This is a genomic window from Pseudomonas sp. LBUM1664, from assembly GCF_059695895.1.
Genome location: NZ_CP166791.1, coordinates 5,866,564 through 5,885,403 on the forward strand (window position 1 = coordinate 5,866,564; position 18,840 = coordinate 5,885,403).

The 18,840-nt window shown below is 61.1% G+C and carries 13 protein-coding genes and 2 pseudogenes; 1 reads left to right on the top strand and 14 read right to left on the bottom strand.

Annotated features, from left to right (window positions below; genetic code table 11):
• Positions 1-17: 17 nt before the first annotated feature.
• The 3 genes and pseudogenes from ACA047_RS27250 to ACA047_RS27260 form a co-directional block, all read right to left on the bottom strand.
• A pseudogene (locus tag ACA047_RS27250) lies at positions 18-313 on the bottom strand (addiction module antidote protein).
• Positions 310-615 (bottom strand): annotated as a pseudogene (locus ACA047_RS27255) (type II toxin-antitoxin system RelE/ParE family toxin). Before ACA047_RS27255 ends, ACA047_RS27250 begins: the two co-directional pseudogenes overlap by 4 nt.
• Before the next feature lie 72 nt (positions 616-687).
• Positions 688-1,584 (bottom strand): LysR family transcriptional regulator, encoded by an 897-nt coding sequence (locus tag ACA047_RS27260; RefSeq protein WP_497354738.1) that lies wholly within the window; start codon positions 1,582-1,584, stop codon positions 688-690.
• A 119-nt stretch (positions 1,585-1,703) separates the two neighbouring features.
• Here ACA047_RS27260 and ACA047_RS27265 point away from each other — a divergent pair, with 119 nt between their 5' ends.
• On the top strand, positions 1,704-2,978 hold the full coding sequence (locus tag ACA047_RS27265) for an MFS transporter (RefSeq protein WP_497354740.1): 1,275 nt from the start codon (positions 1,704-1,706) through the stop codon (positions 2,976-2,978).
• 115 nt (positions 2,979-3,093) lie between these two features.
• Here ACA047_RS27265 and hemE read toward each other — a convergent pair whose 3' ends face one another.
• The 11 genes from hemE to ACA047_RS27320 form a co-directional block, all read right to left on the bottom strand.
• Positions 3,094-4,161 (bottom strand): uroporphyrinogen decarboxylase, encoded by a 1,068-nt coding sequence (gene hemE / locus ACA047_RS27270; RefSeq protein WP_497354742.1) that lies wholly within the window; start codon positions 4,159-4,161, stop codon positions 3,094-3,096.
• A 191-nt stretch (positions 4,162-4,352) separates the two neighbouring features.
• Positions 4,353-5,771, bottom strand: a complete 1,419-nt coding sequence (locus ACA047_RS27275; protein ID WP_497354744.1) for an FAD-dependent oxidoreductase — start codon at positions 5,769-5,771, stop codon at positions 4,353-4,355.
• 33 nt (positions 5,772-5,804) lie between these two features.
• The gene (gene gltB / locus ACA047_RS27280; protein ID WP_497354746.1) at positions 5,805-10,253 is read right to left on the bottom strand and encodes a glutamate synthase large subunit; all 4,449 of its coding nucleotides are present in this window, start codon (positions 10,251-10,253) and stop codon (positions 5,805-5,807) included.
• A 350-nt stretch (positions 10,254-10,603) separates the two neighbouring features.
• The gene (locus tag ACA047_RS27285; RefSeq protein ID WP_497354748.1) at positions 10,604-12,166 is read right to left on the bottom strand and encodes an AAA family ATPase; all 1,563 of its coding nucleotides are present in this window, start codon (positions 12,164-12,166) and stop codon (positions 10,604-10,606) included.
• A 10-nt stretch (positions 12,167-12,176) separates the two neighbouring features.
• Complete coding sequence (aroB, locus tag ACA047_RS27290) at positions 12,177-13,277, bottom strand: 3-dehydroquinate synthase (RefSeq protein ID WP_497354750.1); 1,101 nt, start codon at positions 13,275-13,277, stop codon at positions 12,177-12,179.
• 148 nt (positions 13,278-13,425) lie between these two features.
• Complete coding sequence (aroK, locus tag ACA047_RS27295) at positions 13,426-13,944, bottom strand: shikimate kinase AroK (RefSeq protein WP_497354752.1); 519 nt, start codon at positions 13,942-13,944, stop codon at positions 13,426-13,428.
• Positions 13,945-13,948: 4 nt separating this feature from the next.
• Positions 13,949-16,018, bottom strand: coding sequence for a type IV pilus secretin PilQ (locus ACA047_RS27300; protein WP_497354754.1), 2,070 nt, complete (start codon positions 16,016-16,018; stop codon positions 13,949-13,951).
• A 13-nt stretch (positions 16,019-16,031) separates the two neighbouring features.
• Complete coding sequence (locus ACA047_RS27305; RefSeq protein ID WP_497354756.1) at positions 16,032-16,559, bottom strand: pilus assembly protein PilP; 528 nt, start codon at positions 16,557-16,559, stop codon at positions 16,032-16,034.
• Positions 16,556-17,179, bottom strand: coding sequence for a type 4a pilus biogenesis protein PilO (gene pilO / locus ACA047_RS27310; RefSeq protein ID WP_497354758.1), 624 nt, complete (start codon positions 17,177-17,179; stop codon positions 16,556-16,558). Before pilO ends, ACA047_RS27305 begins: the two co-directional genes overlap by 4 nt.
• Positions 17,176-17,742, bottom strand: a complete 567-nt coding sequence (locus tag ACA047_RS27315) for a PilN domain-containing protein (protein ID WP_497354760.1) — start codon at positions 17,740-17,742, stop codon at positions 17,176-17,178. Before ACA047_RS27315 ends, pilO begins: the two co-directional genes overlap by 4 nt.
• Entirely contained in the window at positions 17,742-18,806 is a 1,065-nt protein-coding gene (locus ACA047_RS27320; protein WP_497354762.1) for a pilus assembly protein PilM, read from the bottom strand. Before ACA047_RS27320 ends, ACA047_RS27315 begins: the two co-directional genes overlap by 1 nt.
• Between the last annotated feature and the right edge of the window lie 34 nt (positions 18,807-18,840).

The following is an 18,840-nucleotide window of genomic DNA, read 5'->3' on the forward strand; positions in this document are numbered from 1 at the left end:
CAAAAATGCTGACCTGTTCAGGTACTGGCATGCAGTTTCAGCCCCAGCGCTTTGACCACTTTTAAAATAGTGCCGAACTCAGGATTTCCTTCCCCCGACAAGGCGCGATAGAGATTTTCCCGGGATAGCCCGGCATCACGAGCTACCTGGGTCATTCCGCGAGCGCGTGCAATGGTCCCCAGAGCTTTTGCGATGAATGCGGGATCGTCTCCTGCCTCCTCCATGCATGCATGCATGCATCCAGATAATTAGCCATGTCCTCTTCGGTCTTGAGGTACTCGGCAGAGTCCCAGCGAGTGAATTGTTCGGTCATGGGTTTTGCTCCTGCCAGGATTTCGCAATGAGCCTGGCTTGTTTGATGTCGCGAGTTTGACTGCTTTTATCACCACCACACAGAAGGATGATCAATTGTCGGCCCTGCTGCATGAAGTAAATTCGATACCCCGGACCGTAATCGATACGAGCTTCGCTCAATCCTTCCCCAATGGCTTTGACGTCTCCCAGATTCCCATCGGCCATACGATCGACTCAAACCTGAATACGCATCCTGGCACGGCTATCAGCCAGCTTTGAGAGCCAGCCGGAAAAGGTAGAGCTTCGAATAATCTCCGTCATGCGGCACGGTGTAGCCTTTGCGCTACACCTGCTCAAGCAACATCAAGTCGGCCCCATTGATGCGAGATGATCTCAAATATTTCCGGTATTGCTGTTCAACAACTCTACAAAAGCCTTCGCCATCGGCGAGCGCTGGTCCTTGCGCAGCACCAGCCACACCGCCGACACCGCCGCGGGGTCGAGCAGTGGTCGATAGACCACGCCATCAATACGCATCCGCTGGTAAGACGCCGGCAGCACCGAGACGCCCAGCCCCGCCGCGACCAAACCGATGATGGTCATGGCTTCGCCGGCTTCTTGGGCGAAGTGCGGGCTGAAACCGGCGTCGCGGGCCAGGCTCAGGAGTTGTGCATAGAGGCCGCTGCCGTAGCTGCGGGGGAAGAACACGAACGGCTCCTGGGCCAACGCCGAGAGAAACAGACCCTCTTCACTGTCCTGGGCCAGTGGATGTTTGGAGCTGAGCACGGCCACTAGCGGTTCGCGGCTGAGTTCGATTTCGATCAGGGAGTCGGGCAGCGGTAACGGCCGCATGATGCCCACCTCGATGGCCTCGTCCACCAGCGCTCCGGCCACTTGGGTGCTGCTCATTTCCCGCAGGTTCAGGTGCACGGCGGGAAAGCGTTGGCGGAACGAGAAGATCGCCTGGGGGATGGTGGAATTGAAGGGCGCCGACGAAGTGAAACCAATTTTCAGCTCGCCCAGTTCACCCAACTGGGCGCGGCGGGCCACGTCGGCGGCCTTGTCGACCTGGGCCAATACCCGCCGCGCCTCTTCAAGGAACAAGCGTCCGGCCTCACTCAGTTCGACCCGACGATTGGTACGCTCGAACAGCCGCGCGCCGATCTCTTGCTCCAGCGCCTGGATTTGCTGGCTCAACGGCGGCTGAGAGATGCCCAGCGCCAACGCGGCGCGGCCAAAATGCAGTTCTTCGGCCACGGCAATGAAGTAACGCAGGTGACGCAATTCCATGGGTAATCCAATAGGTCGTAAAACGTCTTAAACAGGTCGAATAATATATTGGATAGAAACATTGGCCGGCTATATGCTTTTTTCATTGCCTGCCTGGCCGTGCTCCTGCGAGGTCCATCGTGAAAACCGCTGTCGCTCCACTGGCCCATGAAATCCCGTCTCGTGCGCAAGATGATGCCATCGCCGAACTGAAAGACATCTACATCGAAAAAGGCACGCCGATGTTCATGCGCACGGTGCTGGCGCTGTTCAGCGGTGGCTTCGCGACCTTCGCCTTGCTGTACTGCGTGCAGCCGATGATGCCGCTGCTGTCCAAAGAGTTTTCCATCAACGCTGCCCAGAGCAGCTTGATCCTGTCCGTGGCGACCGGCCTGCTCGCCATCGGCCTGTTGATCACCGGCCCGATTTCCGACCGTATCGGCCGCAAGTCGGTGATGGTCGCGGCGTTGTTCGCGGCGGCGATCTGCACGATTGCCAGCGCGATGATGCCGACCTGGCAAAGCGTGCTGGTGCTGCGCGCCTTGGTGGGGCTGTCGTTGAGCGGCGTGGCGGCGGTCGCGATGACCTACCTGGGTGAAGAGATCCATCCCAGACACATTGGCCTGGCGATGGGTTTGTACATCGCAGGCAATGCCATCGGCGGTATGTGTGGGCGCCTGATCACCGGTGTCTTGATCGACTTTGTCAGCTGGCACACGGCAATGCTGGTGATCGGCGGCCTGGCCCTGATCGCAGCGGCGGTGTTCTGGAGAATCCTTCCCGAATCGCGCAACTTCCGCCCCCGCTCGCTGCATCCGCGCAGCCTGCTGGACGGTTTCACCATACACTTTCGCGACGCCGGATTGCCGCTGCTGTTTCTCGAAGCCTTTGTGTTGATGGGCGCGTTTGTGACGCTGTTCAATTACATCGGCTATCGCCTGCTGGCCGCGCCCTATCACCTGGACCAGGCATTCGTCGGGTTGCTGTCGGTGGTGTACCTGTCGGGCATCTACAGCTCGGCAAAAATCGGCGCACTGGCCGACAAACTCGGGCGCCGCAAAGTGCTGTGGGCGACCATCGCATTGATGCTGGCCGGCCTCGCCCTGACCATGGCTACGCCGCTGCCTCTGGTGATCCTGGGCATGCTGGCGTTCACCTTCGGCTTCTTCGGCGCCCATTCGGTCGCCAGCAGCTGGATTGGCCGCCGTGCCACCCAGGCCAAGGCCCAGGCTTCATCGCTTTATCTGTTCAGCTATTACGTCGGATCGAGTGTTGCCGGTACCGCGGGCGGCGTAGCCTGGCACCTGGGTGGATGGAACGGCGTTGGGCTGTTCATTGGCGCATTGCTGATGATTGCGCTAATGGTGGCATTGAAGCTGGCGAAGTTGCAGCCGCTGGAGGGCGTAAAAGCCTGACGGCTGCGCTGAACTGTGGGGGCGAGCCAGCTCGCGATGAGGGTTTCACATTCAACATGTCTGCTGACTGATCTACCGCTATCGCGAGCAGGCTCGCTCCCACAAAAGCAAAGAGTTACTCGTGATATTGCGCCGACAACTCATGCACCGCCCGCAGGAACGCACCGGCGTGTTCCGGATCGACTTCCGGGGTGATGCCATGGCCGAGGTTGAACACGTGGCCGCTGCCCTTGCCGTAGCTGGCGAGGATGCGCCCGACTTCGGTGCGGATGGCTTCGGGTTTTGCGTAGAGGACGGTCGGGTCCATGTTGCCTTGCAAGGCGACTTTATGGCCGACACGCTCGCGGGCGTTGCCGATGTCGCAGGTCCAGTCCAGGCCCAGGGCGTCGGCGCCGGCCTCGGCGATGCTTTCCAGCCACAGGCCGCCGTTCTTGGTGAACAGGATGACCGGCACTTTGCGGCCTTCATGTTCGCGGATCAGGCCGCTGACGATCTTGCGCATGTAGGCCAGGGAGAACTCCTGATACGCCGCCGCCGATAGGTTGCCGCCCCAGGTGTCGAAAATCTGTACCGCTTGCGCACCGGCCATGATCTGGCCGTTGAGGTAGGACGTGACCGACTGGGCCAGCTTGTCCAGCAGCAGGTGCATGGCTTGCGGGTTGTCGTAGAGCATCGCCTTGGTCTTGCGGAAATCTTTCGACGAGCCGCCTTCGACCATGTAAGTGGCCAGGGTCCAAGGGCTGCCGGAGAAACCGATCAACGGCACGCGCCCGTTGAGCTCGCGGCGGATGGTGCTGACCGCGTCCATGACATAGCCCAGGTCTTTCTGCGGGTCGGGAATCGGCAAGGCTTCAATGTCGGCCAGGGTGCTGACGACTTTCTTGAAGCGTGGGCCTTCGCCGGTCTCGAAGTAGAGGCCCTGACCCATGGCGTCGGGAATGGTGAGGATGTCGGAGAACAGAATCGCCGCATCCAGCTGCGGGTAGCGATCCAGTGGTTGCATCGTGACTTCGCAAGCGAACTGGGGATTCATGCACAGGCTCATGAAGTCACCGGCCTTGGCGCGACTGGCGCGGTACTCCGGCAGGTAGCGACCGGCCTGACGCATCATCCACACCGGGGTGACGTCTACGGGTTGCTTGAGCAGGGCGCGAAGGAAACGGTCGTTCTTCAGGGCAGTCATGTCGGCATCCGGAAAAAAAGTGCGGGCATTTTCTCAGAGCGCGACGCAAAAGGCACGGCAAGAGCCGTGCCTTTTATCTATCGGGGCAATTTGTCGCGGTGGAAAGCAGTCTTCGCAACACCACAAAACACCTGTGGGAACAGTTTCTTGTGGGAGCAAAGCTCGCCCCCACAGGGTTTTGTGTCGCTTGGTCAGACCCCCAGGTAATCCAGAATCCCTTCGGCGGCATTGCGGCCTTCGAAGATCGCCGTCACCACCAGGTCAGACCCGCGCACCATGTCGCCACCGGCGAAGATCTTCGGGTTGCTGGTCTGGTGCTTGTACTGGCCCTGTTCCGGGGCCACGACGCGGCCCTGGCTGTCGGTCTGGATGCTGAACTGCTCGAACCACGGCGCCGGGCTTGGGCGGAAGCCGAACGCGATCACCACGGCATCGGCCGGGATGATTTCTTCGGAACCCGGGATCGGCTCGGGGCTGCGGCGGCCACGGGCGTCCGGCTCGCCGAGACGGGTCTCGACCACTTTCACGCCTTCGACCTTGTCTTCACCGACAATGGCAATCGGCTGGCGGTTGTAGAGGAACTTCACGCCTTCTTCCTTGGCGTTCTTCACCTCTTTGCGCGAGCCGGGCATGTTGGCTTCGTCACGACGGTAAGCGCACGTGACCGACTTGGCACCCTGGCGAATCGAGGTACGGTTACAGTCCATCGCCGTGTCGCCACCGCCGAGCACCACCACCTTCTTGCCTTTCATGTCGACGAAGTCTTCCGGCGACTTTTCAAAGCCCAGGTTGCGGTTGACGTTGGCGATCAGGAAGTCCAGCGCGTCATAGACGCCCGGCAGGTCCTCGCCGGCAAAGCCGCCCTTCATGTAGGTGTAGGTGCCCATGCCCATGAATACGGCATCGTATTCTGCGAGCAGTTGCTCCATGGTCACGTCCTTGCCCACTTCGGTGTTCAGGCGAAACTCGATGCCCATGCCGGTGAAGACTTCGCGACGATTGCTCAGCACGGTCTTTTCCAACTTGAACTCAGGGATACCAAAGGTCAGCAGACCACCGATTTCCGGGTTGCGGTCAAACACCACCGGGGTCACGCCACCACGCACCAGCACGTCGGCACAGCCCAGGCCCGCCGGGCCCGCACCGATAATCGCCACGCGCTTGCCGGTCGGCTTGACCTTGGACATGTCCGGGCGCCAGCCCATGGCAAACGCAGTGTCGGTGATGTACTTCTCCACCGAACCGATGGTCACCGCGCCGAAACCGTCGTTGAGGGTGCACGCACCTTCACACAGACGATCCTGCGGACACACCCGACCGCAGACTTCCGGCAGGGTGTTGGTCTGGTGGGACAACTCGGCGGCCTGGAGGATGTTGCCCTCGGCCACCAGTTTCAGCCAGTTGGGAATGAAGTTGTGCACCGGGCACTTCCATTCGCAGTACGGGTTACCGCAACCCAAGCAGCGGTGGGCCTGGTCGGCCGACTGCTGGGGTTTGAAAGGCTCGTAGATCTCCACGAACTCTTTCTTGCGTTGACGCAACAGTTTCTTCTTCGGATCCTTGCGCCCGACATCGATGAACTGGAAGTCGTTATTCAGACGTTCAGCCATTGTTAAAACCTCATCAAACTCTTCAGGCGCATATCACTGCGGGTTGGCACGAGTGCTGGAAAGCAACGACTTCAGATTGGCAGCCTTGGGCTTGACCAGCCAGAAACGACGCAGATAGTCATCGAGGTTTTCGGCGAGGTTACGCCCCCACTCGCTGTTGGTTTCCTCGACGTATTCATCCAGTACGCGTTGCAGGTGGCTGCGGTAGGCTTCCATCGCCTCGCCGCTGATCCGCTGGATTTCCACCAGTTCGTGGTTGACCCGGTCAACGAAGGTGTTGTCCTGGTCGAGCACGTAGGCGAAACCGCCGGTCATGCCAGAGCCGAAGTTGTAACCGGTCTTGCCCAATACACAGACGAAACCACCGGTCATGTACTCGCAGCAGTGATCACCGGTGCCTTCCACCACAGTGTGGGCCCCGGAGTTACGCACGGCGAAACGCTCGCCCGCGGTGCCCGCGGCGAACAACTTGCCGCCGGTGGCGCCGTACAGGCAGGTGTTGCCGATAATGGCACTGTCCTGAGTCTTGTAGACGCTGCCCTTGGGCGGAACGATGACCAGTTTGCCACCGGTCATGCCCTTGCCCACGTAGTCGTTGGCGTCGCCTTCCAGGTACATGTCCAGGCCGCCGGCGTTCCAGACGCCGAAGCTCTGGCCAGCGGTGCCCTTGAAGCGGAAGGTGACCGGCGCCTTGGCCATGCCCTGGTTGCCGTGCTTGCGGGCGATTTCGCCGGAGATCCGCGCGCCGATGGAACGGTCGCAGTTGCAGATATCCAGTTCGAACTCGGCACCGCTCAGGTCGTTGATCGCCGAAGCGGCCATTTCGACCATCTTCTCGGCCAGCTCACCCTTGTCGAACGGCGGGTTGCGCTCTACCTGGCAGAACTGCGGCTTGTCCGCCGGAATGAGATCGCTACCCAGCAACGGGGTCAGGTCCAGGTGATGCTGTTTGGCGGTCTGGCCTTGGAGCACTTCCAGCAGATCGGTACGACCGATCAGTTCTTCGAGCGAACGCACGCCCAGCTTCGCCAGCCACTCACGGGTCTCTTCGGCCACGTAGGTGAAGAAATTCACCACCATGTCGACGGTACCGATGTAGTGATCCTTGCGCAGCTTGTCGTTCTGGGTCGCCACGCCGGTGGCGCAGTTGTTCAAGTGGCAGATGCGCAGGTATTTGCAGCCCAGGGCGATCATCGGCGCGGTGCCGAAGCCGAAGCTCTCGGCGCCGAGGATGGCCGCCTTGATCACGTCCAGGCCGGTTTTCAGGCCGCCGTCGGTCTGCACCCGAACCTTGCCGCGCAAGTCGTTGCCGCGCAGGGTCTGGTGAGTTTCGGCCAGGCCCAGTTCCCACGGCGCACCGGCGTACTTGATCGAGGTCAGCGGCGACGCACCGGTACCACCGTCGTAGCCAGAGATGGTGATCAGGTCGGCATAGGCCTTGGCCACACCAGCGGCGATGGTACCGACGCCAGCTTCTGCTACCAGTTTCACCGAGACCAACGCCTTCGGGTTCACCTGCTTGAGGTCGAAGATCAGTTGCGACAAGTCTTCGATCGAGTAGATGTCGTGGTGCGGTGGTGGCGAGATCAGGGTCACGCCGGGCACTGCGTAACGTAGCTTGGCGATCAGGCCGTTGACCTTGCCGCCGGGCAACTGGCCGCCTTCGCCGGGCTTGGCGCCTTGGGCAACCTTGATCTGCAACACTTCAGCGTTGACCAGGTACTCCGGCGTCACACCGAAGCGGCCGGTGGCAACCTGCTTGATTTTTGAACTCTTGATGGTGCCGTAGCGCGCCGGGTCTTCGCCGCCTTCGCCGGAGTTGGAACGCGCACCGAGGCGGTTCATGGCTTCGGCCAGGGCTTCGTGGGCTTCCGGGGAAAGCGCACCCAGGGAAATACCGGCGGAATCGAAGCGCTTGAGCACCGACTCCAGCGGTTCCACTTCGCTGATGTCCAGCGGCGTGTCCAGGGTCTTGACCTTGAGCAGGTCGCGGATCATCGACACCGGACGGTTGTCCACCAGCGACGTGTATTCCTTGAACTTGCTGTAGTCGCCCTGCTGCACAGCGGCCTGCAGGGTGTTGACCACATCCGGGTTGTAGGCGTGGTATTCGCCACCGTGGACGAACTTCAGCAGGCCGCCCTGCTGGATCGGCTTGCGCGGGCTCCAGGCTTCGGCCGCCAGGGCTTTCTGTTCGGCTTCGATGTCGACGAAGCGCGCACCCTTGATGCGGCTAGGCACACCACGGAAGCTCAGTTCGCAAACTTCTTCGGACAGGCCGATGGCCTCGAACAGTTGCGCGCCACGGTACGAAGCAATGGTCGAGATGCCCATCTTCGACAGGATCTTGAGCAGGCCCTTGGTGATGCCCTTGCGGTAGTTCTTGAACACCTCATAGAGGTCGCCCAGCACTTCACCAGTACGGATCAGGTCGCCCAGCACTTCGTAGGCCAGGAACGGATACACCGCCGAGGCACCGAAGCCGATCAGCACCGCAAAGTGATGCGGGTCGCGGGCAGTGGCGGTTTCCACCAGGATGTTGGAGTCGCAGCGCAGGCCTTTTTCGGTCAGGCGATGGTGCACCGCACCGGTGGCCAGCGAGGCGTGGATCGGCAACTTGCCCGGCGCAATGTGACGGTCGCTCAGCACGATCTGGGTACGACCGGCGCGTGCGGCTTCTTCAGCCTGATCGGCGACGTTGCGGATGGCGGCTTCCAGGCCAACGCTTTCGTCGTAGTTCAGGTCGATGACCTGGCGGGCGAAGCCCGGGCGGTCGAGGTTGGTCAGCGAGCGCCACTTGGCCGGGGAAATGACCGGCGAGCTGAGGATCACACGCGAGGCGTGCTCCGGCGACTCCTGGAAGATGTTGCGCTCGGCGCCCAGGCAGATTTCCAGGGACATCACGATCGCTTCGCGCAGCGGGTCGATCGGCGGGTTGGTCACCTGAGCGAACTGCTGGCGGAAATAGTCGTACGGCGTGCGCACGCGTTGCGAAAGCACGGCCATCGGCGTGTCGTCGCCCATAGAGCCGACCGCTTCGTAGCCCTGCTCGCCCAGCGGACGCAGCACTTGGTCACGCTCCTCGAACGTCACCTGGTACATCTTCATGTACTGCTTGAGCTGATCGACGTCGTAGAAAGCCGAACCGTGGTCGTTGTCTTCCATGGTCGCCTGGATGCGCAGGGCATTCTTGCGCAACCATTGCTTGTAGGGATGACGCGACTTGAGGCGGTTGTCGATGGCGTCGGTGTCGAGGATCTGACCGGTTTCGGTGTCCACGGCAAAGATCTGGCCCGGGCCTACACGGCCCTTGGCGATGACGTCTTCGGGCTGGTAGTTCCAGACGCCGATTTCCGAAGCCAGGGTGATAAAACCGTTGGTGGTAGTAACCCAGCGCGCCGGGCGCAGACCGTTACGGTCCAGCAGGCACACGGCGTAGCGACCGTCGGTCATGACGATACCGGCCGGGCCATCCCACGGCTCCATGTGCATGGAGTTGTATTCGTAGAATGCCCGCAGGTCCGGGTCCATGGTCTCGACGTTCTGCCAGGCTGGCGGAACCAGCATGCGCACGCCACGGAACAGGTCGATGCCACCGGTCACCATCAGTTCCAGCATGTTGTCCATGCTCGAGGAGTCCGAACCCACGCGGTTGACCAACGGCCCCAGATCTTCGAGGTCCGGCATCAAATCGTTGGCGAACTTGGTGCGACGGGCCAAGGCCCAGTTGCGGTTGCCGGTAATGGTGTTGATCTCGCCGTTGTGGGCGAGGAAGCGGAATGGCTGGGCCAGCGGCCATTTCGGCAGGGTGTTGGTGGAGAAACGCTGGTGGAACACGCAGATCGCGGTTTTCAGGCGCTCGTCGCTCAGGTCCGGATAGAAGGCGGTGAGGTCCGCCGGCATCATCAGGCCTTTATAAATGATCGTCTTGTGGGAAAAGCTGCAAATGTAGTGATCGGTGTCGGCAGCGTTGGCCACGGACGAACGACGACGGGAGCTGAACAGCTTGATCGACATGTCCTGGTCGCTCAGGCCTTCACCGGCGATGAACACTTGTTCGATCTGCGGCAGGCGCTCCAGGGCCAGGCGGCCGAGGACGCTGGTATCGATCGGCACTTTGCGCCAGCCAACCAGTTGCAGGCCCGCGGCCAGGATCTCGCGGTTCATGTTCTCGCGAGCCGCTTGTGCCTTCACCGGGTCCTGATTGAAGAACACCATGCCCACGGCGTACTGCTTGGGCAGGGTCACGCCAAACGTTTCCTGGGCAACGGCACGCAGGAACTCGTCTGGCTTTTGGATCAGCAAGCCACAACCGTCACCGGTCTTGCCGTCGGCGTTGATCCCACCACGGTGGGTCATGCAGGTCAGGGCCTCAATGGCCGTTTGCAAAAGGGTATGGCTGGGCTCGCCCTGCATATGGGCTATCAGGCCGAAACCGCAGTTATCCTTGAATTCATCTGGTTGGTACAGACCTGCTTTCATAGACACTTTCTCACCAGGCTGCCCCTTATCGAGGCAAATTTCTTTTCAATTCAACCAGTTGCATGCCGCGCCGAACGTACGCCAGCTTTGCGGGGGCAAAAGGGAGGTCATTGTACACACCGACACAGAGGCTCACAAATTTGACGACGAACTGTCGCAAATCCATGTCGCATTTGTGAAAGGTTTAAAGCTATATGCTGTGCTAGTCAAAACTTTTTTGGGTTCGACCGCTACGACTCAAACGCTACTGTGACGCAGACACCACAAGGCGCGCGGCCTGAATGGTCGCTCGCCCTTACGGAAATGTTGAGGTTGCCGGGAGAGGCGGCCTGGGTAAGGCCGCCGAATCTTCAGCGAGTTGCTGCCAGTTCCTGTTGGACACTGGCGACAGTACGAGGCCAAGGTTTACCAGCCTGAACCTTCGCTGGCAAGGCTTTGATGGCGGAAACGGCTGCATCACGATTGGCAAAGCTGCCGTAGGTGATGACATAAAGCGGCTTGCCATTGAGCACTTTCTTGAAATAACGGTACTCGCCGCCCTGCTCCTTGACGAAGTTTTGCGCAGTGGCTTCGGAGCTGGTGCCGAGGATCTGCACCACGTAATTGCCCGGTGCCTGAGCGGCATACCAGCTACCGCCCGCGACCTTGGCCGTGGTGGCAGGTTTGGCAGCAGGCGCTGGAGCCGGAGCTGGCTTGGCGGTGGCTACCTGGGTAGGCGCCGGGGTCGGCTTGGCGGCGTGAGCAGGCACTGGCGCTGGCGTTGGTGCCGGACCCGCCGGCACACCCACGGGCGGCGCAGTGGTGGTCACGGTCGGCGGCGTGTCGCTGCTGTCGTCGATCGGTGGCGCCGCGCCGTCATCGCCTTCGGTGATGCCGCCGGCGGCTTCGGCCAGCGGACCGCGCATGACCGGTTGCGACTGGCCGACAAGCGGCAGCGGCATCGGCTGGGTGTTACCGGCAAATTCCACCGCCGGTGCACCACCGTTGGGTTGCGGCGTACCCTGACCGAGGGGCAGTTGCGCCTGTTCGTTGGCAGGTGCGCCCGTGGTCGGTGCCTTGGTGCGACCCGGCATCAGCCAGGCGGCGGCAACCGCGACCACGACCACGGCGGAAATCGCCAATACGTGTTTCTTCGGCATGTTGAACCCCATACTTGGACGCTTCACCGCGGAGCGGCTGGCGATCATGACTTCGATCAGAGCATCGCGAGCGACCTGGTTGATGTTGCCAGGCCAACCGTCGGAGCTCTCGTGAATCTCAGAGATCTGATCGGCGGTGAAAAGTTCGATACCCCGGCCAGCGCCTTCAAGACGCTGGGCCAGATATTCGCGTGTCTCTTCTTCGGTGTAGGGTGCCAGTTCGATGACGTGGAAGCGCTCTTCTTCAAGGCTCAGTTGATCCAGCTCGGCAATCAGCGACGACTCGCCGAACAGGAACACATGGGGGCGACCTTCCGGTGCACCGGCAGCCAGGGCCAGCAGCGCTTCCAGGGCCGACTCGTCGAGTTGCTCGGCATCGTCCACCAGCAGATAGACTTCCTGCCCGGTCAGTGCCAGTTGCACGATCTGATCGAGAATCGCGCCGATTTCGGCCCGGGCAACATTCAGCGCCTGAGCCACCTGACGCAAGACACCGGCTGCATCACCGGCACCGCGGGCGGACACCACCACGCTTTGTACCGACTGCTTGTTGGTGCTGGCCACCAAGGCCTGGCGCAGCAAGGTCTTGCCGCTGCCCTGAGGGCCGGTGACAACCAGTAGCAACTGGCTGTAGCGCGCCAAGTGGTGCAACTGGCCCAGAACCGGCTTGCGCTGGGCGGGAAAGAATTTGAAGCCCGGGACCCGCGGAGCGAAAGGGTCATGACTCAACTGGAAATGGCCGAGGAAAGCCTCGTCGGCATGCAAACTAGTCATCGGAATCTTATTAACCTTTAAGCTGAGCCAGGGCGCGGTAATCCGCTCCCAGCGTGGCCTGTAGAACCTCTTTCGGATAATCGTCGGTCACCACTGCTTCGCCCATGCGGCGCAGCAGCACCAGACGCAGACGACCGTCGATCACTTTTTTGTCGATTGCCATGTGTTCAAGAAAATCCGCCTCGCTCATTTCCTCAGGCGGAACCACCGGCAGCCCGGCGCGCTGAAACAAACGAATGCCGCGATCGCGCTCCTGCTTGCTGATCCAGCCCAGGCGCGCAGACATCTCCAGGGCCATGACCGTACCGGCTGCAACCGCTTCCCCATGCAGCCAGACACCATAGCCCATGTGGGTTTCGATGGCATGGCCAAAGGTGTGGCCCAGGTTGAGCGTGGCGCGTACGCCCGATTCACGCTCATCGGCGCCGACCACCGCGGCCTTGGCGGCGCAGGAACGTTCGATGGCGTAGGTCAGGGCCGTCTGATCCAGTGCCCGCAGGCGGTCGACGTTTTCTTCGAGCCAACCCAGAAACGGCTCATCGCAGATCAGCCCGTACTTGATGACTTCCGCCAGCCCCGCAGACAGTTCGCGGGCCGGCAGGGTATTGAGGGTAGCGGTATCGATCAGCACCACATTGGGCTGGTAGAACGCGCCAACCATGTTCTTGCCCAACGGATGGTTGATCCCGGTCTTGCCGCCCACCGAAGAGTCGACCTGCGACAGCAGCGTAGTAGGGATCTGGATGAAGTCGACGCCACGCTGATAGCAGGCCGCGGCAAAACCGGCCATGTCACCGATCACGCCGCCGCCCAGGGCCACCACCGTGGTGCGCCGATCATGCCGTGCGGTCAGCAGGCCGTCGAAAATAAGCTGCAGGGTTTCCCAGTTTTTGAACGCTTCACCGTCGGGCAACACCACTGAAATGACCGAGAAGGCCGAGAGGCTGCGGGTCAGACGTTCCAGATACAAAGGCGCGACGGTTTCGTTGGAGATGATCGCCACTTGCCGCCCGGCGATATGCGGCGCCAACAATTCGGGCTGGTCCAGCAAGCCTTCGCCAATGTGAATCGGGTAGCTGCGCTCGCCCAGGTCGACCTTAAGTGTCTGCATGTGTCCCCACAGTGAAGATGGAATCAGGCGTCCTGCCTGCAATTAACGAAAGTCCACGGAGCTTGCTGTGACGCCATTCGATGGCCATCCGCCATGCCCCAGGCGGGCCACGACAGGACGCCGAGGATAGCGCATTTCGCGCGGCGCATTAACGGGGAGGCAGTTGCTGCAGGCGATCAAGTATTTCCAGCACCACCATCCGTGGCGGCCGTTCGTCGGTCTCCACCACCAGATCGGCGATCTCCCGGTACAGCGGATCCCGCAGTTCCAGCAGGTCCCGCAAGGTCTTGGCCGGGTCGGCGGTGCGCAACAGCGGCCGGTTGCGATCCCGGGCTGTCCGGCCGACTTGCTGTTCGACGGAAGCATGCAGATAGACCACCCGTCCGCCCGCATGCAGCGCCCGACGATTGGCTTCGCGCATCACCGCACCGCCGCCAGTGGCCAGCACCACGCCTTCGAATGCGCATAGCTCGGCGATCATCGCCTGCTCACGCTCACGAAAGCCCGGTTCGCCTTCCTTATCGAAAATCCATGGGATATTGGCGCCCGTGCGCAATTCAATTTCCTTGTCGGAATCTTTGAATGGCAGGCGCAGCTCTTTGGCCAGCAAACGGCCGATGGTGCTTTTTCCAGCCCCCATCGGCCCAACAAGAATCAAATTTCGCACAGAATCAACGACTCACAGCAATCGCCTGGTTGTTCATGATACGCGGAGTGAGGAATACCAGCAGCTCGGATTTTTCCTCCGAAACCACATCACGCCGGAAAAGGCGGCCAAGATACGGCACATCGCCAAGAAATGGCACCTTATCTACAACCTTGTTCTGAGTATTTGAGAAAACCCCACCAATCACAATGGTCTCGCCGTCATTGACCAGGACCTTGGCGTTGACCTCGTTTTTCTTGATCGGCGGCACATCATTGACCTTGTTCAGGTAGTCCGGCTCATCCTTGGTGACCTTGACCTCCATGATGATGCGGTTGTCCGGGGTGATCTGCGGGGTCACCTCCAGCGACAACGAGGCTTCCTTGAACGACACCGAGGTGGCACCGCTGGAGCTGGCTTCCTGATAAGGGATTTCCGTGCCCTTGAGGATCTTTGCCGTCTCTTTGTCGGACGTCACCACCTTGGGCTGGGAGACGATTTCCCCATTGCCGGTTTTCTCCATGGCGGTGAGTTCCAGATCCAGCAGTATGTTGTCGGTGATGAACGCAATGCCGATCCCGGAGGTATTGTCCGACGCGCCCAAGTCAACGAACGACTGGTTGCTACTGGTGCTGCCCGACGTGCCAGTGGTGGTGGAGTCGCCGGTGGTGACCCCGGAGGTGTTCCAGTTGCCCTTCTGTACCGAACCGCCCCAACGCACGCCCAGGCTTTTGTCGTAATCGACGTTGGCCTCGACAATCCGCGCCTCGATCATCACCTGGCGCACCGGAATGTCCAGCTGCGCCACGATCCGGCGCAGTTCGTCGAGCCGGTCCTGGGTCTGGTAGGCAATGATGTTGTTGGTTCGTTCATCGACCGTGATCGAGCCCCGCTCATTGGCTTTCGCTTCGGCGCTGGTCACCGACTGAAACAGCTTGGCGATGTCCGCCGCTTTCGCATAGTTGACCTGCAATAGCTCACGCCGCAGTGGCGCCAGGTCGGCAATCTGCTTCTGGGACTCCAGCTCCTGGCGCTCGCGCGCGGCAATTTCATCGGCTGGGGCCACCAGCAGCACATTACCGATCTTACGTTTGTCCAGCCCTTTGGTCTTCAGCACCAGGTCCAGCGCCTGGTCCCACGGCACATTCTGCAACCGCAGGGTGATGCCGCCCTGAACCGTGTCGCTGGCCACCAGGTTCAGGTTGGTGAAATCGGCAATCAGTTGCAGGACCGAGCGCACTTCGATGTCCTGGAAGTTCAGGGACAGTTTTTCACCGCTGTAGGTGTCACGATCGTTATTGCGCTTTTGCAGGTCCTCGACGGTTATCGGCCGGACGCTGACGGTCAGCTTGTTGTCAGTCTGATAGGTCGAGTAATCGAAGGTGCCACTGGGTTCGATGCTGATAGTCGCCCGGTCGGTGCCGGCGCTGGCATTGACGAACTGCACCGGGGTGGCGAAGTCCTTGACGTCCAGGCGCACCCGCAGAGGTTCGGGGAGCTGGGTCCTGGCGAAATTGAGGATGATTTTACCTTCGCGCTCCTGGATGTCCGGAGCGATGGAAGGGTCCGACAGGTCGATCACCACATTGCCTTCGCCCTGGGTCCCACGCTGGAAATCCACCCCCCGGATGGCCTTGCCCACCGGCGCGTTGACCCTGGCAGGCGCAGCACTGGAAACCGCAGGACGCGAAGCCTGGGCAGCGGTTTTGGGGACCACACCCTTGCCAACCACCACGAACAGGTTATTGCCCTCGACCCGAGTGTTATACGGCGCCAGTTGGGTAAGGCCGATGATCAACCGGGTACGGTCCCCCGCCTCGACCACGGTGGCGCTGCGCGCATTGCCACCGCCAAGATCGCGACTCTTGCTGGCCAGTTGGCTGGTCACCCCTGGCAGATCCAGTGCGATCCGGGCCGGTTGCTCAGTGGTATACCCTCGGGGCGGCGGGGGCGGCCCGTCGAAGGTGAGCTTCAACTCGATACGGTCCCCCGGCAACGCCGCGACATCCAGCGTCTTCAGACTGGCCGCATGAACCATCGGCGATAACAGCGCTATCCATAGCGAAATACCGAGGGCTGAAAAAAACCTGTTCATTGTTCGAGTTCCACTATGAGTGCTCTTTCAAAGGAATGGTCCGTGGTCGCTCCAGCCAGGCACCGTCGCCATCGGGAACGATTTCGACCACATCGACCTGGGTGGCGCTGATGGCGACGATCCGCCCGTCATTGCGCCCCAGATAGTCACCGACCTTGAGCCGGTGCACCCCGCCCGCGCCGCGTAACAGCGCGAAGGAGCCACTGACGTTGGAGATCGTACCGACCATTTCGAACTGCTCGATGTTGAAGCCTTCCAGGTATTGCTTGACCCGGCTGGGGTCGGGCCGGACGTTACGCGAGCCCTTCTGGCGACCGGCCTGATCGACCCGGGCTTGCCGAGAAAACGGGCTGCGCAGGTTGGCAGCGCTATAGGTAAAGGTTTCGTAGGGCCTGAACGTCGGCGTTGGCTCGATCTTGCCGGGTGGGCGCAGGCGCATTTCATTCATGTAGGCGTCCAGGTCGCTGAAACCGTTGTTGTCGTTGCAGCCAGCCAGCGCAACCAGCCCTGCCAGCAGGCAAATGCGGCAGAACGGCCTCATGGCTGCGCCTCCTGCTCGTTGTACCGGTAGGTCTTGGCCTGGATGCTCATGCGCAGCTTCGCCCCGGCATCCGACTCCATCGGCGCGATCTCGAAATCGTGCAGCGTTACGATCCGGGGTAGCCCGGCAACTCCGCTGACGAATGTCGCCAGGTCATGGTAGCCGCCGGTCACGGTGATCTGGATCGGCAGCTCGATGTAGAACGGCTGAGTGACTTCCGGCAGCAGTTTGATTTCCTCGAACTCCAGGCCGCTGCCCAGGCCGGTACGGGTGATGTCTTCCAGCAGGCCCGGCACCTCGGTGTCGCTGGGCAATTGCCGCAACAGCACACCGAAAGACGTTTCCATCTGTTTCATCTGCTCGGTGTAGCGCTCCAGGTTCGCCGCCATGTGGGCCTTGCCAGCGAATTGCGCCTTGAGGGTGTTTTCTTCCCCGCGCACCTGCTGCAACTGGTCCTCCAGGTCGCTCAAGGCAAAGTTATAGCCCAACCCCAGCACCAGGACGACCAACAGGCTGCCGGCTAGCCACTTGATTGGCACCGGCCAGGAACCCACGTTGTTGGTGTCCAGGTCACTGATATCGATCTTGCGCAACGCGTCGAACCACTCCCCTGGCTTCATTGGGCGTCCTCCACATCGGCCGGATGGGTCTGGCGAACCGTCAGCTGGAAAACGTTGGCCTGATCGACCTGACCGGCCGTGGTGGCCTTGACCTCCGTCAGGCTGGGTGCATCGAACAGGTCCGATGCGTCCAGGTTGCGCATCAGGTCCGAGACCCGGTTGTTCGACTCCGCGGCACCTTTGATGGAGAGGGTCTTGTCTTGCATTTTCACTTCGGTGAAATACACCCCGTCCGGCAAGGTCCGCGCCAGTTGATCGAAGATGCGCCCGCTGACCGGCCGGTTACCCTGCAAGTCCTGGATGATGCGCATGCGCTCCAGCAACTGCTGGCGACGGGCTTTCAGTTCGCTGATTTGCTTGATGCGCTCATCCAGCACGGCGATCTGCTCTGAGACATGAATGTTGCGAGCCAGTTGATGATCGATCGCACTGTGGAGGTACTGGACCGCGATCAACGTCAGGCCCACCGCACCGACCAGCGCGCCCACCAATGCCAGCAAAAAGCGCTTGCGGCGCTCTTCGCGCAGCGCTTCACGCCAGGGAAGCAGGTTGATCCGTGCCATCAGTCGAAACTCCTGAGGGCCAGCCCGCAGGCAATCATCAGCGCTGGCGCGTCACTGGCCAGGGCTCCGGCATTGACCTTGCTGCTCAGGGCCATGTTGGTAAACGGGTTGGCCACCTGGGTCGGCGTCCCCAGGCGCTGCTCGATCAACCGATCCAGGCCGGCGATCGAGGCCGTGCCTCCGGCCAATAGGATGTGGTCTACCGCGCTGTACTGGCCCGAAGCGAAGAAAAACTGCAAGGACCGCGATACCTGTTGTACCAGGGCCTCACGAAAGGGCTGCAGTACCTCGCTGAGGTAATCGTCCGGCAGGCCTCCCTGTTTCTTGGCCAAGCCGGCCTGCTCGGGCGTCAGGCCATAGCGGCGCTGGATTTCCTCGGTGAGCTGGCGGCCGCCGAACAATTGTTCGCGGGTATAGATGATGCGCCCGTTGTGCAGCACGCTGAGGGTGGTCATGGTGGCACCGATGTCGATCACCGCCACGGTCAGCCGCTCCTGGGACGCGGCCAGTTGCGTGGCGAGCAGGCCAAAGGCGCGCTCCAACGCATAAGCCTCGACATCGACCACCCGGGCCGTCAGCCCGGCCAGGGCCAGCGCGGCCTCGCGAACCTCGACGTTTTCCTTGCGACAGGCGGCCAGCAGCACCTCGACCCGCTCGGTGCTGCGTGGCGATACGCCCAGCACTTCGAAATCGATGGCCACCTCATCCAGCGGATAAGGAATGTATTGATCGGCCTCGATCTTGAGCTGGTTTTCCATGTCGTCGTCGGACATCCCGGCGTCCATCTCGATGATCTTGGTGATCACCGCAGAACCCGCCACAGCCACTGCCACGCCTCGCGAGGACGTCCTGGCCTTGGCCAGCAGACGAGACAATGCCTGCCCCACTCCTTCGAGCTCGGCAATGTTCTTCTCGACCACGGCGTTGGCCGGCAACGGTTCGACCGCGTAGGACTCGACACGGTATCGGTCACCCTGGCGGCTCAACTCGAGCAGCTTCACCGACGTGGAACTGATGTCTATCCCCAAAAGCGCATGGGCTTTTTTATTGAAGAGTCGTAGCACTACCAATTCCCTATGACTATCCGTGAGTTACGGA